The sequence below is a fragment of the Microbacterium sp. NPDC055599 genome (assembly GCF_053618975.1).
Genome location: NZ_JBSHIM010000003.1, coordinates 1 through 19,914, shown reverse-complemented (window position 1 = coordinate 19,914; position 19,914 = coordinate 1). Strand labels below are relative to the sequence as shown.

Below are 19,914 nucleotides of genomic sequence, written 5' to 3'. Positions count from 1 at the left end.
CGATCAGCCTACTGGTGCGACGGGGGCGGGCCCCAGCGACGCGGTCGAGGCGTCGCGCACCACGCCGATGGTCTCGATCGTCAGCGGCGCCGCGGTGGCCTCGCTGTACGACAGCACCGGCAGGCCGTCGGTCTGCGCCGACACGAGCCGTCGCACGGCCGGCCGCAGCGACGGCGCGCACACCAGCACCGGTTCCGGCCCGTCCGCCTGCGCGGCGACCGCCTGCTTGACCGAGGCGATCACGGCCTCCATGCGCTGCGGTTCGAACACGATCTGGGTGCCGTCGTCGCCCGGCCGCAGGCTCTCCAGCATCGCCTGCTCCAGCAGCGGGTTGATCATGACCACCCGCAGCACGCCGTTCTCCGCGAAGCGCGCGGCGATCGCCGGGCCGAGCGCGGCCCTGGCGGCCTCGATCAGCCCCTCCGGGTCGGTCGAGGTCTTGGCGCGCAGGGCCAGCGCCTCGTATATGCGGCCGAGGTCGTTGATCGGCACGCGCTCCGCGAGCAGCCCCTGCAGCACGCGCTGGACCTCGGCGAGCGAGAGCTGCGCGGGCGTGAGCTCCTCCACCGCCGACGGCGACACCTGCTTGAGCGCGTCGGTGAGCTGGCGCACGTCCTCCCGCGACAGCAGCCGCGCGGCGTGCGTCTGGATCACGCTCGACAGGTGCGTGACGATCACGCTGGCCCGGTCGATCACGGTCGCCCCGGCGAACTCGGCGCTGTGCCGCATCTCCATCGGGATCCACTTGCCCTCCAGCCCGAACACGGGGTCGAGGGCTGCGGCGCCGGGCAGCGACTCGAGCCCCGAGCCGAGCGCGAGCACCGATCCGCCCGGCGCGGTGCCGCGTCCGGTCTCCACCCCGGCGATGCGGATCACGTACGTGGCCTGCGGCAGCTCGATGCTGTCGCGCGTGCGGACGGGCGGGGTGACCAGGCCGAGGTCGAGCGCGATGCGCCGCCGCAGCGCCTTCACGCGCGCGAGCAGGTCGTCGGGGCCGCCGGTGACCAGGTCGACGATGTCGGGCGAGAGGAGGATCTCGAGCGGGTGCACGCGCATGCGTTCGATCAGCTCCTCCGGCTGCTCCGCCGGCGGCGTCACCGGTGCCTTCGCGGCTTCGGCCGCCTCCCGCTTCCTGGTGGCCGTGATGCGCTGGGCGACCAGGAGCAGCAGCGCCCCGATCGCGACGAACGGCAGCATCGGCATGTGCGGGATGAGCGACATGATGATGGCCGCGCACCCGGCGATCAGCAGCGCGTTGCGGGACTGCCCGAGCTGGGCCGATGCGGCCGTGCCCATCTCGGTCTCGGCGGTCGAACGGGTCACGATCATGCCGGTCGACACGGCCATGAGCAGGGCCGGGATCTGCGTGACCAGGCCGTCGCCGATCGTCAGGAGGCTGTACGTGCTCACGGCCTGGTCGATCGACATGCCGTGCTGCACGAGCCCGATCGCGATGCCGCCGACGATGTTGATGATGATGATGACGAGCCCGGCGATCGCGTCGCCCTTCACGAACTTCGAGGCACCGTCCATGGCGCCGTAGAAGTCGGCCTCCGCGGCCACCTCGGCGCGGCGCTGCCTGGCCTCCGTGTCGGTGATGAGTCCCGCGTTGAGATCGGCGTCGATGGCCATCTGCTTGCCGGGCATCGCGTCGAGCGTGAACCGGGCGCCGACCTCGGCCACGCGCTCGGCACCCTTCGTGACGACGACGAACTGGATGACCACGAGGATGAGGAACACGACCGCGCCGATGATGAGCGAGCCGCCGACCGCGATGGCCCCGAACGCCTCGATGACCTGCCCCGCGTACGCCTCGCCCAGCACGAGCCGGGTGGACGCGACGTTCAGGCCGAGACGGAACAGCGTCGCCACCAGCAGCAGCGAGGGGAACACCGAGAAGTCGAGCGGCTTCTTCACGAACATCGACGTCAGCAGGATCACCAGCGCGAACATGATGTTGAGGATGATGAGCACGTCGAGCAGGAACGGCGGCACCGGGACGACGAGCAGCATGATGATGCCGACCACCCCGATCGGCACCATCAGCGTGGTGAGCATCTTCTTCATGCGGTCCTCCGGTAGGGGAGCGAGTGGATGCCGCGGGCGGCGCCGCGACGCCGCAGGGCGTCGACGAACACGAGCACGCGCGCCACGGCGTTGTACAGGTCTTCGGGGATCTCGTGGCCCAGCTCGCACGCGGCGTGCAGGGATCGCGCGAGGGTGATGTCGCGCACGAGGGGCACCCCGGCCTCGAGCGCCTTCTCGCGGATGCGCTCGGCGATCACGCCGCTGCCCTTCGCGACCACGCGGGGCGCGGAGGTGCCGGCCTCGTAGCTCAGCGCGATCGCGATGTGGGTGGGGTTGACCACCACGACGTCGGAGTTCGCGACCGCCGCGATCATCCGGTTGCGGCTCACGGCGAGCTGGCGCGACCGGCGCTGCTGGCGGATCAGCGGGTCGCCCTCGGAGTTCTTGTTCTCGTCGCGCACTTCCTTCTTGGTCATGCGCGTGTGCTTGCGGTTGCGGCGCATCACCACGAACAGGTCGATCGCGGCGAGGACCAGGCCCACGCCGATCGCGGTCTGCAGGAGGGCGGCGGTGCCCTCGGCCGCGGTGCCCAGCAGACGGGAGATCGAGTGCGCGCCGCTCGCGGTCAGCACCGGCATGAGCCCGGCGATCACGAACCACAGCGCGAGCGCGATCGCTGCCGTCTTGAGCAGCGCCTTCGCGCCCTCCCAGAGCGCCTGCAGGCCGAACACCCGCCGCATGCCCGAGACGAGGTTGAACTGCTCGTAGCGTCCGGTGAGCGTGCGCAGGTGCACGCCGCCCTGCACCACCGCGCCGAGCAGGGTGACGACCGCGACGGCGGCCAGCAGCGCGCCGAGCGTGGGCAGGACCGACGCGAGCCCGCGGCCCAGCGCGCCGAGCGCGGCCTCGGGCGACGGCGTCCGCATGAGCGAGGTGAGCGAGATGAGCTGCTCGGTGCCCGCGGCGGTGCCCGCAGCGATCGCGGCGGGCATCATGACGGCCGCGGCGCCGATGCCGAGCCACGCCGTGAGGTCCTGGCTGCGGGCGAGGCGACCCTTCTGCCGGGCTTCGCGCAGGTGCTTGTCGGTCGCCTTCTCGCTGCGCTCCCCGCTGTCGGCGTCGCTCACGGCGTCACCCCCTGCATCAGCCGGAAGGCCTGGGAGGCGAGCGCGTCGATGATGCCGGGGAACGCCACGTACACGGCGCCGGCGAGCAGCAGCGTCAGCAGGATCTTCACCGGGAAGCCCATCGCGAACGCGTTGAGCGCGGGGGCGACCCGGGTGATCAGGCCGAGGCCCACGTCGGCCAGGAACAGCACGAGCACGAGCGGGCCCGCGATCTGCACGGCCGCGAGCACCATCTGCGACACCCCGTCCACGAGCAGCTCGACGGGCCCGGCGACCGCGAAGACGCCGTCGACGGGCACCGCGTCGAAGCTGCGCGCGAGCCCTGCGAGGATCAGCTGGTAGCCGCCGGAGGCGAACAGCAGCGTCAGCGCCGTCAGGTGGAACAGGCGGGTGAACTGGGCGCCGTTGACCATCGCCGCCGGGTCGAACGCCTGGGCGAGCTGGAACCCGCCGAACACGTCGATCAGGCTGCCGGCGGCCTGCAGCGCCGCGAAGCACATCATCACCAGGAAACCCAGCAGCGCCCCGGTGAGCACCTGGAGCACGAGTGCGCCGAGGAACGCGCCGGTGTCCAGCGGCTCGTAGCCGGGGGCGACGGCCGCGCCCACCGCGAGGGACAGCCCGATCGACAGCATGGCCTTCACGCGCACCGGGATCGCGCCGTAGGAGAACGGCGGGGCGATCATGATGAACGCCGTGATGCGCACGGCCGCGAGCATCGTGGCCTCCAGCCACGCGAAGTCGATCGGGATGTACACGCGCTCACCCGCTCAGCAGCGCCGGGATCCGGGCGAACATCTCGTTCGTGAAGGCGATGATCTCCGCGATCATCCAGTTGCCCGCGATCAGCAGGGCGATGCCGACCGCGACGATCTTCGGCACGAACGACAGCGTCACCTCCTGCACCTGGGTGATGGACTGCAGCAGCGAGATCGCGAAGCCCACCACGAGCGCGGTCACCAGCATGGGCGCGGCGAGCTTGGCCGCGATGAGCAGCCCCTGCGCGCCGATGTCGAGCACGGCCTCCGGGCTCATCCCACACCTCCGTAGCTCTCCAGGAGGGCCTTGATGATGAGCCCCCAGCCGTCCACGAGGATGAACAGCAGGATCTTGAACGGCAGCGAGATCATGACCGGCGGGAGCATCATCATGCCCATCGACATCAGCGCGGCCGCCACGACCAGGTCGATCACCAGGAACGGCACGAAGATCACGAAGCCGATGATGAACGCGGCCCGCAGCTCGGAGATCATGAACGCGGGGATCAGGGTGTACATCGGCACGCTCGCCGCGTCGTCGGGGTTGTCCTGACCGGCCATGCGGGTCATGAGCGCGAGGTCCTCCTCGCGCGTGTAGTGCAGCATCCACTCGCGCAGCGGGCCCTGGCCGATGTCGACCGCCTGCGTGAACGTGAGGGCGCCGTCGATGTAGGGCTGCACCGCGAGCGTGTTGATCTCGGTGAGCACGGGCCACATGATGAACAGCGACAGGAACAGCGACAGGCCCGCCAGCACCTGGTTCGGCGGGATCGTCGGCAGGGACAGCGCGTTGCGGGTCATCGCCAGCACCACGAAGATCTTCGTGAACGACGACATCATCAGCAGCAGCGCCGGAGCGACCGACAGCAGCGTGATGCCGAGCAGCGTGAGGATGGAGCCGGACGGGCTGCCGTCGACGCCGTTGATGTCGATCGAGACGCCCTCGCCCTGGTCGTCGGGCAGCACCTCGGCGTGCGCGGGACCGCCGCTGCACAGCACGAGCACCGCGACCACGAGCAGCACCGCGGACGCGACGGCGAGCAGCCGCCACGGCGCGCGACGAGGCTCGACGGCCCGGGCTGCGGTCATCGTGCGCGCCGGAGGGCCTCGGCGGTCTGCCGCCAGGTGTCGGGTGAGAGGATGGAGCCGCGCAGGGGGTCGTTGCGGTGCCGCACGCGACGGCGCAGCTCGGTGCCGTCGCCCGGGGTCGCGGGGCGTGCGGGGGTGCCGGTGAGTGCGGGGGTCGCGGGCGTGCCGGAGGTCGCGGGGGTGCCGGAGGTCGCGGGGGTGCCGGTGAGCGCGGCTGCGGCGAGGATGCGCTCGAACTCCGCGGCGTCGGCGGCGGCGTCGCGCGGTGCCGGCCCGGTGGGCGGGGCCGCGGGCTCCGGGCGCAGCGGAAGGCGGTCGACCACGCTCACGCCGTGCTCCGTGACACCCAGCACGTAGCGGGCGTCCTCGGTCTGCACCACCACGAGCTGCGCCTTCGCCCCGAGGCCCTGACGCCCCAGCACCGTGATCGGCTCGGCGTCGCGCTTGCGCGACTGGCTCTTCGCGACCCGGCGCTGCAGGAACCACAGCAGGCCGAGCACCGCCGCCAGGGAGAGCCCGACCCGCAGGGCGAGCAGCAGGTCGTCCAGGGTCAGGCCTCGACGTTCTCGAGGATGCGCGTGATCCGCACCGCGTAGTCCTGGTCGACCACCACGACCTCGCCGTGGGCGATCGTGCGGCCGTTCAGCTTCACGTCCGCGGGGGCGCCGGCCGAACGGTCCAGCTCCACGATGCGGCCGGGCTCCAGGTCGAGCACGTCGCGCACGGCCATGCGGGTGCGGCCGATCTCGACCGTCAGCTCCATCTCCACACCGGCGATGCGGTGCAGGCGGCCGTCGCCGCCGGCGGGTCGTGCCGGGCGGTGGGTGATGCGCACGGCAAGCCGGCCGATCGTGCGCTCACCCTCGTCGACCAGGTCGAACAGCTGCGCGTGCGGGTCGGCGAACAGCGCCGACGCATCGCCCGTGGCGGCCTCGCCCAGCACGCCGGGGCCCAGGGCGGTCACGGCCGCCTCCAGCGCGTCGAGCAGCCGGTCGGCGACGGGCCGTCCCGCCAGGCCGTCGATCAACGCGTCGGGGTCGAGCAGCTGCACGGCGAGCTGCGCTCCGGCTTCGCCGACGAACTGCACGACGACCGCGTCGCCGGTGTCGCCGGAGGCCTGCGACGCCCGTGCGGTGACGGGCGCTGCCGTGGGGAGCCGGGCGGCGAAAGCGGCGGCGACGGCGGATTCGTAAGCGGTGGTGCTGGTCACGCGGACTCCTGGGCGGCGGGGGCGGATGCGGGGACGGTGGTGGTGACGACGCACGCGAGGCGCGCGCCGGAGCTGCCGACCGCGGCCGTCGCGACGGTCTGATCGCCGACGGTGAGCAGCAGCGGCCGGTCGGCGGAGTGGGGGAGGGCGAGGAGGTCGCCGACCGCGAGGTCGAGCACCTCGCGCGGCAGGACCGAGCGGGGGGCGAGGCGCAGCGCGACCTCGACGGGCGCGGCCTCGACCTGGCGGCGCACGAGGCCCGGGGTCTCCGCACGGTCGGTGAGGGCCTCGCGCACGGCGAACCCGGACAGCACGGACGCGGGCAGCATGATGCTCGCCGGCACCGTGCGCCCGCCATGCCGCATCGACAGTCGCGCCACGATCACCGGCTCCCCGGCGGCCGCGACCTGCGCGAACTGCGAGCTGTACTGGATCCCGGCGACGGTGACCCCGGTGGGCAGCAGGCCGTCGAGCGCGGCCGCGAGGTGCTCCGTGGCCTCCGTCACGAGGGAGCGCAGCAGCGCCTGCTCGATCGGCGTGAAGGTGCGGTCGTCGACCGTCGCCGTCGAGCGCCCTCCCACCATCTGCACGATCCATGAGGTGGCGGTGGAGGTCGGCACCTGCAGGATCATCCGCTCGTCGGAGTCGGGCAGGGCGCACACGATCATGGTCGTGGTGGTCGGCAGCGACTGCGCGTACTCGCCGTAGGTGAGCATCCCGACGTGCTCGACCGCGATGGTCGCGCGCACGTGGATCCGGCCGGACAGCTGCGCCGACCACTGCCTGGCGAACGTCTCGAACGCGAGCTCGAGCGTGCGCGCGTGCTCGCGCGACAGCGTCGCCGCACGGCCGAAGTCGTACACCTCGACCTCGGCGGTCGCTGTCGCCGTGCGTGCGCGCACCGCGGAGCGCGCACCGTCATCCCTCACCACGTACCCGACTATCGGGCGGCGGAGGGCGTGCGTTAGGGAGGGGTCAGGGGGAGGTCTGCGCCGCGCCCGCGGCGGGGAGCAGCGCTCGCACCTCCTCGCTCGCATCGGAGAGGACCACGATGTCGACGCGGCGGTTCTCGGCCAGCTGCTCCGGGGTGCTGCCGGCGACCACGGGACGGGTGTCGCCGAAGCCCACCGACTTCAGGTGCGCGGGCGGCAGGCCGGCCGACTCCACCAGGTAGCGCAGCACCTGGGTCGAGCGCCCGGCCGACAGCTCCCAGTTCGTCGGGAACGGCGCGACGGAGCCCCGGGCGTCCGCGTGGCCCTCGACCGAGATCTCGTTGGGCGTCGTGACCAGCACCGATCCCAGCGCGTCGAGCACCTGCGTGGCGGCGGGGCTCAGCGCGGTGCTGTTGGTGGTGAAGAACGTCTCGGCGCTCACCAGGCCGATCGTGAGGCCGCGCTCGTCGATCGTGAAGGTCACGTCGGCTTCGAGGCCGCGCTCGGCGAGCACCTGCCGCAGCCGGTCGCGCAGCGCCGACAGCTCGTCGAACTCCTGCTGCGCCGCCGCGGCCTCGGTGTCGGCGAAGTCCTGGCCCTTCTCGTCCACCAGCTCGGGCGGCACCACGACACCGGTGACCGCGTCGATGTCCTCGGAGGGCTCCTGCCCGAAGCCGGTGGCGAGCGACGCGCTCAGCGCCTCGAACTTCTCCTGGTCGACGGTCGACATCGCGAACAGCACGATGAACATGCACATCAGCACCGTGACCATGTCGAGGTACGACGCCATCCAGCGCTCGTCCGGTCCGCTGTGCTCGGACTCGGTCACGCGGCGGCGTGCGCGCACGCTCATGAGAACAGGTCCTCGGCGTCCTCCGCGGGTGCGGGCTGCTCGGTGCGGCGCGAGCGTCCGCCGGACCGGTCGGACACCAGCGCACCCAGGCGCTCCCGCACCAGCTGCGGTGCGGCGCCCGCCTGGATCGCGAGCATGCCCTCCATCAGCACGGTCATGCGCTCCAGCTCCAGCTCGCCCAGGCGCTGCAGGCGTCCGCCGATCGGGAGCCAGATGAAGTTGGCCGACAGCAGGCCCCACAGCGTCGCGACGAACGCGGCCGCGATCATCGGGCCGAGCGTGTCGGGCTTGTCGAGCTTCTCCAGCACGTGCGTCAGCGACACGACCGTGCCGATGATGCCGACCGTGGGGGCGAAGCCGCCCAGCGTCATGTAGAAGCGCGAGGCCGTGCGGTTGCGGGCGGCGGTCGAGGTCAGCTCGTCCTCCAGCAGCACCCGCAGGTCTTCCGCGTCCGTGCCGTCGGCGATGCTCTGCAGTGCCTGCCGGAGGAACGGGTCCTTCTCCTCGTCGAGGCCCTGCTCGAGGGCGAGCAGCCCCTCCGACCTGGCCTTCTCGGCGTAGCCGACGACCGTGTCGATCATGCTCTGCGCGGTGCGGCGCTCGCCGCGGAACGCTCGGGGGAGCGACTTCACGGCGTGCAGGGCGTCGCGCAGCGTGCCGCTGGCGAGGCCCACGGCGATGGTCGCGCCGAACACGAGCACCATCGGGGCGGGCAGGAGCAGCGAGCCGATGGTCGCGCCCTCGAGGTTGATCATGGCGATCAGGGCCCCGAACGCGAGGACCAGACCGAGGATGAGCGACGGATCCATCAGGCCTCCGTCCCGGCGGCGGCCGTGTCGGCGGTGTCCGTGTCGACGGTGTCCGTGGCGACGAGGGCGGCGGCGGTGGCGAGCACTCCCGCGCGGAAGCGGGTGATGCGGGCGATCACGTCGTCCATCGTCTCCGTGACGACGAAGGTCGCGCCGTCGACCATGATCAGCGTCGTGTCGGGCGTGGCCTGCACACGTTCGATCAGGTCGGGGTTCACCGCGAACCGGGTGCGGTTCAGGCGCGTGAGGACGATCATGGGCTCCATCCTGGAAGGCTCGCTCCGTCCGGAGACGGAGAACAGACGGCCCGTCCTGGGCTGTCGGGAGGGACTGTCGGCCGTGCGGCGCGACGCGTTAGGGCGCGGGGTGCGCGACGCGCCGACGATGCCCCGACCTGGCGCGTGCGCCGTGTCGCAGGCGGCCGGGCGCGTCGACCGGGGTCAGCATGGACGGGACCGGACCCGACCGAGAGCGCATCGACGTGCGCGCGGCGCCGGAGGCGGACCGGAAGAGAAGGAGACGCACCCCGTGAAGCAGCGAACCCCGCAGACGGCGGCCGAGACGGCGGCGGAGGACTGCGGGTGCGCCCCGACCCCCGCCGAGCGCGAGTCGCTGTGGCGGGTGAACGTCAGCCGCCGCGGCGCCTTCGGGCTCGGGGCGCTCGGCGTGGTCGCGCTCGCCGCGTTCGGCGTGGGCACCGGGGTGTCGGCCGCGTACGCCGCGACCTATCCGAGCTGGGACGACGTGCAGCGGGCCAAGAACAACGAGGCGGCCAAAGCGGCCGAGGTCTCCCGCATCGAGGGGCTGATCCAGTCGCTCACCCGCAAGGTCGCGGAGACGCAGGCGGCGGCGCAGGTCGCGTCGGACGAGTTCTACGCCGCCCAGCAGGCCTACTTCGCGGCGATCACCGAGGCGGACAACCTCCAGGCGGAGGCGGATGAGCAGTCCGCGCTCGCCGAGTCGTCCGCGAAGAAGGCCGGACAGATCGCGGCGCAGCTGTACCGCAGCGGCGGAGACGACACGTCGCTGCAGCTGTTCTTCGCCGGCTCCGGTGCGAGCGCCGACCAGCTGCTGTCACGGCTCGGCACGATGGACAAGTTCCTGCAGTACAACCAGTCGGTGTACGACAACGCCGTCGCGGCGCGCAACGCCGCCCAGTCGCTGAGCGACCAGGCCGCGGTCGCCCGTGATGAGCGCGACCGGCTGCAGCAGGTCGCCGAGCAGAAGATGGAGGCGGCACAGCAGGCCGCGGAGGCCGCGCAGGCCGCGCTCGACGAGCAGTCGGCGAACCTGGAGACCATGCAGGCGCAGCTCGCGGCCCTCAAGGACACCACGGCCACCACGGTCGCGCAGTACCAGGCGGGTGTCGCGGCGCGCGAGGCCGAGGAGAAAGCCCGACGCGAGCGTGAGGCCGCGGCGGCGGCCGCGGCGGGCGGCGGCAACGGCGGCGGCGGAGGCACGGCGGGCTCCGGGGGCTGGGTGCGGCCGCACGGCGGGGCCCGCAGCTCCAGCTACGGACCCCGCACGTCGATCTGCGGCCCTCGGGGCTGCTCGTCGAGCTTCCACTACGGCGCCGACCTGGCGAACGGCTGCGGTGCCGCGATCTACGCCGCGAACTCCGGCACCGTGGACTACGCCGGATCGAACGGCAACTACGGCAACTACGTGCGCATCCAGCACGGCGGCGGCGTGAGCACGGGCTACGCGCACATCAAGAACGGCGGCATCATCGTGCGCCGCGGCCAGTGGGTCAACGCGGGCCAGGTCATCGCCTACGCCGGGGACACCGGCCGTTCGTTCGGCTGCCACTTGCACTTCGAGGTGTACATCAACGGCGGGTACACGAACCCCGTCCGCTTCATGGAGGACCGCGGCGTCTACGTCTGACCCCGCGGAGGCGCGGCGGTCGACCCGGTGGGTGAGCCGTGTGCGCAGCCCGCCTGCCACTCGGCTCAGCTCGACGGATACGACGGCGGAGCAGCGGCCGCGTTACTGAGCTTTACGGATGCTAAACCTCAGTAACGCCCCCGCGTCAGCCCACGCTGACCGGGCGCGAGCCGAGCTGGAGCACGGTCGGCGCGCCGCAGCAGCCGCCTCCGGCTTTGGCGTCGAACCCGCCCGCACCGCCGCACACCCCGGTGGCGGGGAGCACGAGCTCATCGCGCGCGGCGGCCTCGTGGTCGCCCGCGAGGTGCGCGACCACGCTCCGGACCTGTTCGAAGCCGGTCAGTGCGAGGAACGTCGGCGCCCGGCCGTACGACTTGGCACCGACGACGAACAGGTCCTGTTCGGGCTGGGCGAGCTGTCGCGCACCGGTGGCGGGCACGGAGCCGCACGAGTGGATGTTGGGGTCGATGTCGGCGGCGATGCCGACGACGGCGTCGAGGGTGGGGTCGAGGGCGATGCGCACCTCGCGCAGGAAGCTCGTGTCGGGCCGGAACCCGGTGAGCGCGAACACCTGGGCGACCCCGGCGATCTCGCGGCCGTCCTCCGCGTGCACCGAGAGCGTGTCGCCGCGGGAGGCGAGCTCGGCGACGCGGAACCCGGTGACGAGCTCGACCGTCCCGGCGTCGACCACCTCGCGCGCGCGGCGGCCGAGGGCGGCGCGCTCGGCGAGGTCGTCGGCGTCACCTCCGCCGAAGGTGTGCCCTGTGCTACCGCGCCGCAGGAGCCAGGTGACGCGGGTGCCCGGCTCGCGGCGGGCCAGGTCGGCGAGGCGGAGCGCGGTGTGCGTCGCGGAGTGCCCGGCCCCCACGACCACGACGTGCCGCCCGGCGAACGCGGACACGTCGTCGGGGATCCGGTACGAGACCCGGTCGGCGGCTGCGGTCTCGCCCAGGGCGGGGAAGCCGTCGGCGCCCGCGGGGTTGGGAAGGCACCAGGTGCCGCTCGCGTCGATGACCGCTCGGGCGACGATGCGGCCCTCCACGCCCTGGCGGTCGCGCGTGTGGACGACGAACGGCTGCGCCGCCCGGCCGCTGTCCACGACCCGGTCTCGTCCCTGTCGGGCGATCCCGGTGACGGTGGTCGCGTAGCGCACCCGCTCGCCCAGGCTCGCGGCGAGGGGCGCGAGGTAGCCCTCGACCCATTCGGCGCCGGTGGGGTACCCGCGGCTCGGCGCGACCCAGCCGGTGGGTTCGAGCAGGCGGCGCGCCGCCGCGTCGGTCAGCTCGGGCCACGCGGAGAACAGGCGCACGTGCCCCCATTCCGCCACGGCGGCCCCGGCGGCGTCGCCGCGTTCCACGACGATCGCGTCGAGACCGCGCTCGGTCAGGTGGGCGGCGGCGGCGAGGCCCTGCGGGCCGGCTCCGATGACGACGACGGGTAGTGCGGACATCCGATGCTCCTCGTATCGATGAATATCAATACGAGGAGCATCACGGATCTATCGAAGAATGTCAATACGTGAGAGACTGGACTGGTGAGTCTCCCCACCGTGATCGACCAGACCGCGTGCTGCGTGCCGCGGGTGACCTCCGCCCTCACGCCGCACGACGCCGAGCGGGCGGCGCGCGTGTTCAAGGCGATGGGCGATCCGACCCGGGTCCTGCTGCTGTCGCTCATCTCGGGCAGCCCGGAGGGGGAGGCGTGCATCTGCGACCTCACCCAGCCCGTCGGGCTGTCGCAGGCGACCGTGTCGCACCACATGAAGCTGCTCGCCGAGGCGGGACTGGTCACGCGTGAGCAGCGCGGGCGGTGGGCGTACTTCGCGGTGAACGACGAGGTGCTCCGCGCCGCCGCCGACGCGCTGCGCCCGGCCTGACGCTCCGCCCGCTCCACCAAGCCGTACGAGACGGGAGGGTCCCCGACGCGCGGTGGACCCTCCCGTGCGACCCCGCGGGATCAGCGCTTGAGGTTGGTCAGCTCCTGCAGCACCTCGTCGCTCGTGGTGATGATGCGTGCGTTCGCCTGGAAGCCGCGCTGGGCCACGATGAGGTTCGTGAACTCCTGCGACAGGTCGACGTTCGACATCTCCAGCGCGCCGCTGATGATGCCGCCCAGGCCCGCGGTCCCGGCCTGACCGAGCTCGGGCTGACCCGAGTTGCCGCTCGGACGGAACTGCGAGGAGCCGACCTTCTCGAGTCCGCCGGGGTTGACGAAGCCGGCGAGCGCGATGCGGGCGAGCACCTGGGTGTCGCCGTTGCTGAACGTGCCGACCAGGCTGCCGTCGTTGGTCAGCGCGTAGGAGGCGAGCGTGCCGGCCGGCTTGCCGTTCTGCTCCTTGAGGGCGAGATCGCTCACGTCGGCGAAGCCGGTCACGGCGGACAGGTCGACCGTGATGCCGCCCGACACGATGCTGCCCGCGCCGTTCTGCTTCCCGTCGGTGAAGGTGAGCGAGGTCGTGGCACCGGCACCGTCGGCCACGTCCCACCCGGTCGCGGTGCGGGTGAACGTGAGGCGCAGCGTGGTGGCGGCGCCGTCGGCGTCGTAGGTCTTGATGTCGCGGACGAGGGTCTCACCCACGGCGGCACCCGAGGGCAGGTTCCCGGTGGCGCGGGCGGTCGTGGTGGCCGCGGCGGGGCTCAGCGCTCCGACCGGGAGGGTGATGTCGCCGATGCCCTGGCCGGGAACGATCGCGCCGTTCTGCGCCGTCCAGCCCTGCACGAGCGCGCCGCCCGCGCCGACCAGGCGACCGGTCGCGTCGAACGTGAAGCCGCCGTTGCGGGTGTACAGGGTCTCGCCGCCCGACCGCACCACGAAGAAGCCGTCGCCCGAGATCATCAGGTCGGTGGGCACACCGGTCGGCTGCGGGGCACCGCCGGCGAAGTTGGTGCTGATGCCGGCGACCTGCACGCCGAGGCCCACCTGGGCGGGGTTCTGACCGCCCTGGGCCTGCTGCGGCAGCATCGAGTTGCGCAGCAGCTGCGACAGCGAGTCCTGGAACTGCACGGACGACGCCTTGAAGCCGGTCGTGTTGACGTTGGCGATGTTGTTGCCCGTCACGTCGAGCATGGTCTGGTGCGAGCGGAGGCCGGAGATTCCGGAGAAGAGCGAGCGGAGCATGGTGATGCCTTTCTGGGGAGAGGGGTCAGGCAGCGGAGCCGGGAGCGAGGGAGACGCCGGAGACGGCGTCGAGGGGGATGGAGACGTCGCCGATCATGACGAGCGGCACCGCCCCCTTGTAGGACACCGCGGTGACGATGCCCTTCTTGGTGGTGCCGTCGGCGTCGACGTACTGCGCCTCGCGCCCGATCAGCGCGGCGGCGGTCTGGCGCATGCTGAGCGCGAAGTTCTCGGTGGTGGTCGTCGACAGCGCGGTGAGCTGCTCCATCGAGGCCAGCTGCGTGGTCTGCGAGATCATCTCGTTGGTGTTCATGGGCGAGCTGGGGTCCTGATTGGTCAGCTGTGTCACGAGCAGCTTCAGGAACACCTCGGAGTCGAGGGTCTTCTTGCGCTCGGACGCGGGGGTGGTGCTGCCCGTCTGCACGCCGGACGCGGGCGTGCTGCCCGGGGGGATCGTGCCGGGGATGGAGTCGACCGTGGTCATGGGGTCCTCTCTGATCAGGCGTAGACGTCGATGCCGCCGTGCGGCGGGGCGGTCGGGACGGGCGGCGGTGGTGCGGGCGAGGTCGACGGCAGGGGCCGCGCGGCCGCGGGCTGCCGGTCGGTGCCCTGGCCCCCGGCGGCGCCCTGGCCTCCGGTGGTGCCCTGGCCTCCGGCGGAGGGGCCCTGCGGGGTGGACGAGCCGGGGCCGTCCGACGACGAGGCGAGACTCAGGGTGGCCTGGGGCGCGGCGACGGCGAGGTCGCGGCGGAGGTCGGCGAGGATCGCCCGCAGCGCCTCGCGGCCGAGCTCACCGGGCGCCTGCAGCTCGATGCGGATCGCGGCGCCGGAGATGTGGGCGCGCACGGTCACCGGTCCCAGGTTCTCGGGCGACACCGTGAGCGTGATCCGGTGGTCGCCGTCGGACGCGCGGGCGAGCGAGACCACGGGCGCCGACAGCTGCGGCAGGAGCGGGGTCCGTGCCGCGGCGGCGGGCGCGGCGGCGGGTGGAGCGGCGGCGGAGGCCGGGCTGCTCGGGGCGACCGCGGCCACGGGGGCTGCGCCCTCCGACACGGGGGACGGACCGGCGGCGGGGCTCGCGGTCGCGGCGGTGGCGGGTGCGGATGCGGGGGTCGTCGCGGCGTCGGTGGCGGCGTCGGGGGCGGAGCCGGTGTCGCCCGGCACGAGGCGCAGGGGCGGTGCGGTGTCGGTCGCCGCGGCGACGGGCGCGGGGGCGGACGACGTGGTGGAGGGCACGGGAGTCGCAGCTGCGGCGGGCGCGGGGGCGGCTGCTGCGGCCGCGGGGGAGGGCGCGGCGGCGGGCGCGTGCGCGGGGGAGGCAGCTGCGGGGGAAGCGGCTGCGGGGGAGGCGGTCGTGGCCCCCGCCGGGGAGTCCGCCCCGTCCGCCGCGGTTGCCCCGAGCGCGGAACCGACGGCACCCGGGAGCGGCGCGGGAGCAGTCGCCGGAGCGAGGGCCGCCGCCGCGGTCGCGGAGGGTGCGGGCGCCGCGCGGACGGGGAGGGCGTCGGCGTCGGCGCGGAGTGCGCGTGGCGTGTCGCCGCCCGGGGCCATGCCACCGGAGACGGCGTCACCCGCGGGCGTCGCGACCTCGGGCATGCCGGGTGCCGCGGGCCCGGTGCCACCCGCGAGCGTGCCGTCGGCCGGGGCAGCGGGGGTCGCCGCAGCGGGGGGTGCGGGCGGCGCCGTGGTGGGGGCGGGGTCGAGGTCTCCGGCGCCGGCGTCGGTGGGGTCGGCCGGCGCGGGGCGCGGCTCGGTCGGGGCGGCCGTCCCGGGGGCGGACTCCGCGGACGGAACCGGGGTCTCGGCGGCATCCGCGGATGCCGTCGCGCTGCGGCCGCGATCCTCGGCGGCGTTGCGGCGCTGGGCCGAGCGCTCGGCATCGCGCACCGCGTCGGCGAACGCCGCGGCCCCCGCCGACGGCGCGGCCGCCGGGCCGCCGGAGGGGCGGGGTGCGCGCACGCCGAGCGCGCCGAGGAGGTCGATCGGGGTCACCGGGGGTCCTCCGTCCGCGTGCGCGTGCCGATCTCGTCGAGCTCCGCCTGCTCCGCGTGCAGGTCGGTGGCACGGAGCTCGGCCGCGTGGGCGTCGGCCAGGCGCTCCAGGCCGCGCAGCGTGCGGCGGGCGTCCGCGTGCTCCGCGCGCGCCTCGGCGACGGTCTCGTGCTGCAGTTCCGACAGCGTGCGCAGGTCGGCGAGCAGCGCGCGGCCGGCCACCCGGGCGGCGGCGAGCGCGGCGAGCGAGCGCACGTCGACGGCCTCGGTGTCGGCGCCGGACAGGTGCGCGCGCAGGGCCCGGTCGCGCGCCTCGGTGTGCTGCGCGTCGATCACGGCCCGTGACAGCCGCTGCGCCGCGGCACGCTCCTGGATCTCCCGCACGCGCAGGAGACCGGCCAGCGAGAACGAACGACTCATGCGACCCCCTCGAAGGCGCCGACCAGGGCGTCCAGCCGGCGCCACGACTCCTCGATGTCGCAGGTCTCGTCGAGCGACTGCGTGAGGAAGGCGGAGATCTCCCGCTCGTGCGCGATGGCGGCGTCGATCCGCGGATCCGCTCCCGCGTGATACGCGCCGATGTCGATCAGGTCGGTGGCGCGACGGCGCGCGGCGAGCACGGCCCGCAGCGTCGCGGCGTGCGCCCGGCGCTCGGGCCCGGTGATCTTGCCCGCGACGCGCGACACCGAGCCGAGCACGTCGATCGCGGGGTGGTGGCCGGACAGCGCCAGGGCACGGTCGAGCACCACGTGGCCGTCGAGGATCGAGCGCACGGCATCGGCGATCGGCTCGTTGTGGTCGTCGCCGTCGACGAGCACGGTGTAGATGCCGGTGATCGACCCGGTGCGGTCGGTGCCGGCGCGCTCCAGCAGCCCGGCGAGGATCGAGAACGTCGACGGCGGGTAGCCGCGCGTGGCCGGGGGCTCGCCCGCCGACAGCCCGATCTCGCGCTGGGCCATCGCCACGCGCGTGAGCGAGTCCATCATGAGGATCGCGTGGGCGCCGTCGTCGCGGAACGCCTCGGCGATGCGCGTGGCCGTGAACGCCGCCCGGATGCGGGCCATGGCGGGCTGGTCCGAGGTCGACACCACCACGACCGAGCGGGCGAGGCCGGCAGGTCCGAGGTCGTCCTCGATGAACTCGCGCACCTCGCGTCCGCGTTCGCCGACCAGCGCGATCACGGTGACCTCGGCCTCCGTGCCGCGCGCGATCATCGACAGCAGCGACGACTTGCCCACCCCGGAGCCCGCGAACAGGCCGACGCGCTGACCGCGGCCGACGCTCACGAGCGTGTCCAGGGCGCGCACGCCCAGGGGGAGCGGGGCGGTGATGCGGTCGCGCTCCAGGAGGGAGGGCGTGGCGTGGTCGAGGCTCACGGTGGGGGCGCCGAGCGGGCCCTTGCCGTCGATCGGGCGGCCGAGCCCGTCGAGGATCCGCCCGAGGAGCGCTCGTCCGGTGGGCACCCGCACCGGACCGCCGCTGCCGCGGACGGGCGCGCCGACGGTGAGCCCGGCGACCGGGGCGAGCGGCATGCACCGCAGCCCGTCCTCACCCGTGGCCACGACCTCCGCGTCGATGCCGTCGAGCGTCACGACGTCACCCACCGCGCCGTCGAGTCCGCGCACGTGCACGCTGAGCCCGCGTACCCGGGTGACCTCGCCGATGCGCTCGGGTCGTACGGCGTCGCGCACCGCGCCCCAGGCCGTCATGTCGCGCTCCCGTCGAGCGCGCGGCGGGCACGGTCGAGCGCGGCGGAGACCCGGGCGTCGACCACCCCGTGCTCCGGCACCGCGACGGCGTCTCCGCGGTCGAGCGTGGCGTCGGCCACGAGGGTGAAGCCGTGGCCGGCCGTCTCGGGGTCGCGCTCCAGCACGCGCAGGTCGTCGGGGTGCACCCGGACGGTGCGGGCGGCCGCGGCCTCCGGGGCGGCGAGCACGCGGCGCAGTGCGGCGGCGGCGGAGGCCCCCGGTTCGCTCAGCTCGGCGGCGAGGATCAGCTCGGCCAGCTCGATCGCATGACGCAGCACCTGCTCGTGGGCGACCGCGGCGAGCTCCTGCTCGCGCGCTGCGATCGATGCGGTGGCCGCGTGGAGGGCGGCCACCGCGGCGGCGGTCTCGTGCTCCCTGGCGGCCTCACGCTGCGCCCGCTGCTCCTCGGCCGCCCTGGCCTCGGTCTCCGCCTGGGCGGCACCCGCGCGGTACCCCTCGGCGTGGCCCTCCGCGTAGCCGCGACGGCGTGCACGCTCCTGCTCGGCGCGGTGGTCGGGGCCGCCGAGCCGCGGGAAGGCCGCGGGGGCGAAGGCGTCAGTAGACATATTCGTCCTCGTCGGCGCGCTGCACCGTGATGTCGCCCGCCGCCTCCAGGGCTCGGATCGTGCGGACGATCTCGGCGCGTGCCTCCTCGACCTGCGACATGCGGACGGGCCCGAGCGTGCGGGCCTCCTCGTCGAGGTTCTCCCTGTTGCGCTCGGAGACGTTGCGGCGGATGAGGTCGACGATGGGCTGCGGGGCTCCCTTGAGGGCCAGCGCGAGCGAGCGGATGTCCATGCCGCGCAGCACGCGCTGCGTGTCCCGGTCGTCGAGCTTGACGATGTCGACGAACGTGAACATGCGCGAGCGGATGTCCTCCGCGAGGGCGCTGTCGCGGTCTTCGATGCTCGCCAGCAGCGCCTTCTCGATCGTCGCCCCGGAGCGGCCGATGATCTCCACGAGCGGCTCGACACCGCCCAGCACCTCCGGGGCGTCGCGCGACGCGAAGCTGCCGGTGCGCGACTTGAGGGCGTCGGCGACGATCGCGATGGCCTCCTGCGACGCGGTGCCCATGGTCGCGATGGCCTGGGCGACGTCGGTGCGAGCGGGGTCGGGGAACGCGGCGAGCACCGCGGCGGCCTGATCCGCGGAGAGGTGGGCGAGCACGAGCGCGACGGTCTGCGGCAGCTCGCCGTCCAGCAGGGTGGCCAGTTGCGCGGGGTCGGCCGAGGTGAGGAACTCGAACGAGGCGCTCATCGAGGTCGAGCCGACGCGGCCCAGCACGGCCGCCGCCCGTTCGGCGCCGAACGACGCCTCCAGCAGTCCGGCCGCGATGTCGCGTCCGCCGCGTGCGGGCGGCAGGTGCCCGGCGGCGATGCGGTGGAACTGTCCGAGTGCCTGCGCCGTCGTGGCGGCGTCGAGGTCCTGCAGCCCGATGATCTCCGCGGCCACCGCCTCCGCCTCGGCCTCGGACAGGTGCTTCATCACCTCCACCGCCTGGGCGCGGTCGAGGTTCATGAGCACGACCGCGGCGGTCTGCCGGTCGGTCAGCCCGGTCACGCGTGCGACCGATCGTCGATGAGGGTGCGCAGCAGCTCGGCCGTGCGCTGCGGATCCTGCCGGGTGAGGGCGCCGATCTCGGCGCGGCGGCGCTCGAGGCTGACCTGGGCGGGCTCCGGGTCGGGCTCGGGCTCCGGGTCGAGGTCGGGCGCCGGCTCCAGGAACGCCAGCGGGGTGGTCGGGGCCTCCAGCACGGCGGTGGGTGCGTCGGCGGACAGCGCCGACAGGGCGGGCGGCCGGTCGCCGAACAGCTGATCGAACTCCTCCACGCGTCCGGCCCGACGGCGGGCGCGGATGATGAACGCGGCGATCGCGGCGATCAGGGGGATCGCGATGGCCGCGGCGATGATGACGGTGTTGAGCAGGGCGGCCTGTCGTTCCGCGTTCTCGGCGTCCTTCGCGGCCTGCAGCGCCGCCTGCGCGGACTCGGCGTCGGTCTTGCTGAACGCGACCAGCTCGACGGTGAGGTCGTCACCGCGGGCGCGGTCGATGCCGGCGGCCGTGGACACCAGGTCGCTGAGCTGTGCGGAGCTGAGGTCGCCGCCCGCCCCGGCGTCGACGGCGACCGACACCGACTGCCGCAGCAGCGTGCCGGCCGGGGTCGAGGTGCTCTCGGTGGCCTTGTTGACCGCGTTGGTGCGGCTCTGCTCGGTCGCCGACGACGTGCCGCCGTTCTCGCTGGGCACGGCGATGTTGTCGGGGCCGAGCACGCCGGCCTCCGAGCTCGCGCCGTTCTGCGTCTGGCTGCGGGTCTCCTCGGTCAGCGGCGGGGCGCCCTCGGCCGGGGTGTAGGTCTCCTCGATGC

General features: G+C 73.7%; 22 protein-coding genes. 2 read left to right on the top strand and 20 right to left on the bottom strand.

What is annotated here, in order from left to right; all coding sequences use genetic code 11:
• Nucleotides 1–3: 3 nt before the first annotated feature.
• The 11 genes from ACWGQ1_RS03145 to ACWGQ1_RS03095 are packed head-to-tail and all read right to left on the bottom strand — an operon-like array spanning nt 4 to nt 9,063.
• On the bottom strand, nt 4–2,067 hold the full coding sequence (locus ACWGQ1_RS03145) for a flagellar biosynthesis protein FlhA (protein ID WP_136029655.1): 2,064 nt from the start codon (nt 2,065–2,067) through the stop codon (nt 4–6).
• A complete protein-coding gene (locus ACWGQ1_RS03140) occupies nt 2,064–3,155 on the bottom strand; it encodes an EscU/YscU/HrcU family type III secretion system export apparatus switch protein (protein WP_452312314.1) in 1,092 nt (363 codons plus the stop codon). The genes ACWGQ1_RS03145 and ACWGQ1_RS03140 overlap by 4 nt, the downstream gene beginning before the upstream one ends.
• Nucleotides 3,152–3,913 carry a flagellar biosynthetic protein FliR gene (locus ACWGQ1_RS03135; protein ID WP_136046146.1) on the bottom strand — a complete coding sequence of 254 codons (762 nt, stop codon included), beginning with the start codon at nt 3,911–3,913 and terminating at the stop codon, nt 3,152–3,154. Before ACWGQ1_RS03135 ends, ACWGQ1_RS03140 begins: the two co-directional genes overlap by 4 nt.
• A 4-nt stretch (nt 3,914–3,917) precedes the next feature.
• Nucleotides 3,918–4,190, bottom strand: a complete 273-nt coding sequence (fliQ, locus tag ACWGQ1_RS03130; RefSeq protein WP_136029649.1) for a flagellar biosynthesis protein FliQ — start codon at nt 4,188–4,190, stop codon at nt 3,918–3,920.
• On the bottom strand, nt 4,187–5,002 hold the full coding sequence (gene fliP / locus ACWGQ1_RS03125) for a flagellar type III secretion system pore protein FliP (RefSeq protein ID WP_136029647.1): 816 nt from the start codon (nt 5,000–5,002) through the stop codon (nt 4,187–4,189). Before fliP ends, fliQ begins: the two co-directional genes overlap by 4 nt.
• On the bottom strand, nt 4,999–5,502 hold the full coding sequence (locus tag ACWGQ1_RS03120) for a flagellar biosynthetic protein FliO (RefSeq protein ID WP_452312313.1): 504 nt from the start codon (nt 5,500–5,502) through the stop codon (nt 4,999–5,001). Before ACWGQ1_RS03120 ends, fliP begins: the two co-directional genes overlap by 4 nt.
• Nucleotides 5,503–5,552: 50 nt before the next feature.
• On the bottom strand, nt 5,553–6,212 hold the full coding sequence (gene fliN, locus ACWGQ1_RS03115) for a flagellar motor switch protein FliN (protein ID WP_136031168.1): 660 nt from the start codon (nt 6,210–6,212) through the stop codon (nt 5,553–5,555).
• Complete coding sequence (locus tag ACWGQ1_RS03110) at nt 6,209–7,144, bottom strand: flagellar motor switch protein FliM (protein ID WP_205814364.1); 936 nt, start codon at nt 7,142–7,144, stop codon at nt 6,209–6,211. The genes fliN and ACWGQ1_RS03110 overlap by 4 nt, the downstream gene beginning before the upstream one ends.
• 43 nt (nt 7,145–7,187) lie before the next feature.
• Nucleotides 7,188–7,997, bottom strand: coding sequence for an OmpA/MotB family protein (locus tag ACWGQ1_RS03105; RefSeq protein WP_136031172.1), 810 nt, complete (start codon nt 7,995–7,997; stop codon nt 7,188–7,190).
• Complete coding sequence (locus ACWGQ1_RS03100) at nt 7,994–8,806, bottom strand: motility protein A (protein WP_136031174.1); 813 nt, start codon at nt 8,804–8,806, stop codon at nt 7,994–7,996. Before ACWGQ1_RS03100 ends, ACWGQ1_RS03105 begins: the two co-directional genes overlap by 4 nt.
• The gene (locus ACWGQ1_RS03095; protein ID WP_452312312.1) at nt 8,806–9,063 is read right to left on the bottom strand and encodes a flagellar FlbD family protein; all 258 of its coding nucleotides are present in this window, start codon (nt 9,061–9,063) and stop codon (nt 8,806–8,808) included. The genes ACWGQ1_RS03100 and ACWGQ1_RS03095 overlap by 1 nt, the downstream gene beginning before the upstream one ends.
• Before the next feature lie 271 nt (nt 9,064–9,334).
• Here ACWGQ1_RS03095 and ACWGQ1_RS03090 point away from each other — a divergent pair, with 271 nt between their 5' ends.
• The gene (locus ACWGQ1_RS03090) at nt 9,335–10,693 is read left to right on the top strand and encodes a peptidoglycan DD-metalloendopeptidase family protein (RefSeq protein ID WP_452312311.1); all 1,359 of its coding nucleotides are present in this window, start codon (nt 9,335–9,337) and stop codon (nt 10,691–10,693) included.
• Nucleotides 10,694–10,838: 145 nt separating this feature from the next.
• Here the strand turns inward: ACWGQ1_RS03090 and ACWGQ1_RS03085 are convergent, their stop codons facing one another.
• Nucleotides 10,839–12,143 carry an FAD-dependent oxidoreductase gene (locus ACWGQ1_RS03085; RefSeq protein WP_452312310.1) on the bottom strand — a complete coding sequence of 435 codons (1,305 nt, stop codon included), beginning with the start codon at nt 12,141–12,143 and terminating at the stop codon, nt 10,839–10,841.
• A gap of 84 nt (nt 12,144–12,227) precedes the next feature.
• On the opposite strand from ACWGQ1_RS03085, the gene ACWGQ1_RS03080 reads away from it, so the two are divergent.
• Nucleotides 12,228–12,569: an ArsR/SmtB family transcription factor gene (locus ACWGQ1_RS03080; protein WP_136037091.1), complete on the top strand. Its 342-nt coding sequence runs from the start codon at nt 12,228–12,230 to the stop codon at nt 12,567–12,569.
• A gap of 80 nt (nt 12,570–12,649) precedes the next feature.
• On the opposite strand, the gene ACWGQ1_RS03075 is transcribed toward ACWGQ1_RS03080, so the two are convergent.
• The 8 genes from ACWGQ1_RS03075 to ACWGQ1_RS03040 form a co-directional block, all read right to left on the bottom strand.
• Nucleotides 12,650–13,810 (bottom strand): flagellar hook protein FlgE, encoded by a 1,161-nt coding sequence (locus tag ACWGQ1_RS03075; protein ID WP_136034174.1) that lies wholly within the window; start codon nt 13,808–13,810, stop codon nt 12,650–12,652.
• 25 nt (nt 13,811–13,835) lie between these two features.
• Nucleotides 13,836–14,294 carry a flagellar hook capping FlgD N-terminal domain-containing protein gene (locus tag ACWGQ1_RS03070; protein WP_136037090.1) on the bottom strand — a complete coding sequence of 153 codons (459 nt, stop codon included), beginning with the start codon at nt 14,292–14,294 and terminating at the stop codon, nt 13,836–13,838.
• 14 nt (nt 14,295–14,308) lie between these two features.
• On the bottom strand, nt 14,309–15,802 hold the full coding sequence (locus ACWGQ1_RS03065) for a flagellar hook-length control protein FliK (protein ID WP_452312309.1): 1,494 nt from the start codon (nt 15,800–15,802) through the stop codon (nt 14,309–14,311).
• The gene (locus ACWGQ1_RS03060) at nt 15,799–16,221 is read right to left on the bottom strand and encodes a flagellar export protein FliJ (protein ID WP_206251671.1); all 423 of its coding nucleotides are present in this window, start codon (nt 16,219–16,221) and stop codon (nt 15,799–15,801) included. The genes ACWGQ1_RS03065 and ACWGQ1_RS03060 overlap by 4 nt, the downstream gene beginning before the upstream one ends.
• A complete protein-coding gene (locus tag ACWGQ1_RS03055; RefSeq protein ID WP_452312308.1) occupies nt 16,218–17,510 on the bottom strand; it encodes a FliI/YscN family ATPase in 1,293 nt (430 codons plus the stop codon). Before ACWGQ1_RS03055 ends, ACWGQ1_RS03060 begins: the two co-directional genes overlap by 4 nt.
• Complete coding sequence (locus ACWGQ1_RS03050; protein ID WP_452312307.1) at nt 17,507–18,115, bottom strand: FliH/SctL family protein; 609 nt, start codon at nt 18,113–18,115, stop codon at nt 17,507–17,509. Before ACWGQ1_RS03050 ends, ACWGQ1_RS03055 begins: the two co-directional genes overlap by 4 nt.
• Nucleotides 18,105–19,109, bottom strand: coding sequence for a flagellar motor switch protein FliG (fliG, locus tag ACWGQ1_RS03045; RefSeq protein ID WP_136031068.1), 1,005 nt, complete (start codon nt 19,107–19,109; stop codon nt 18,105–18,107). The genes ACWGQ1_RS03050 and fliG overlap by 11 nt, the downstream gene beginning before the upstream one ends.
• The coding region (locus ACWGQ1_RS03040) for a flagellar M-ring protein FliF C-terminal domain-containing protein (protein ID WP_452312306.1) at nt 19,106–19,914 on the bottom strand (809 nt) is incomplete at its 5' end. The genes fliG and ACWGQ1_RS03040, both read right to left, overlap by 4 nt.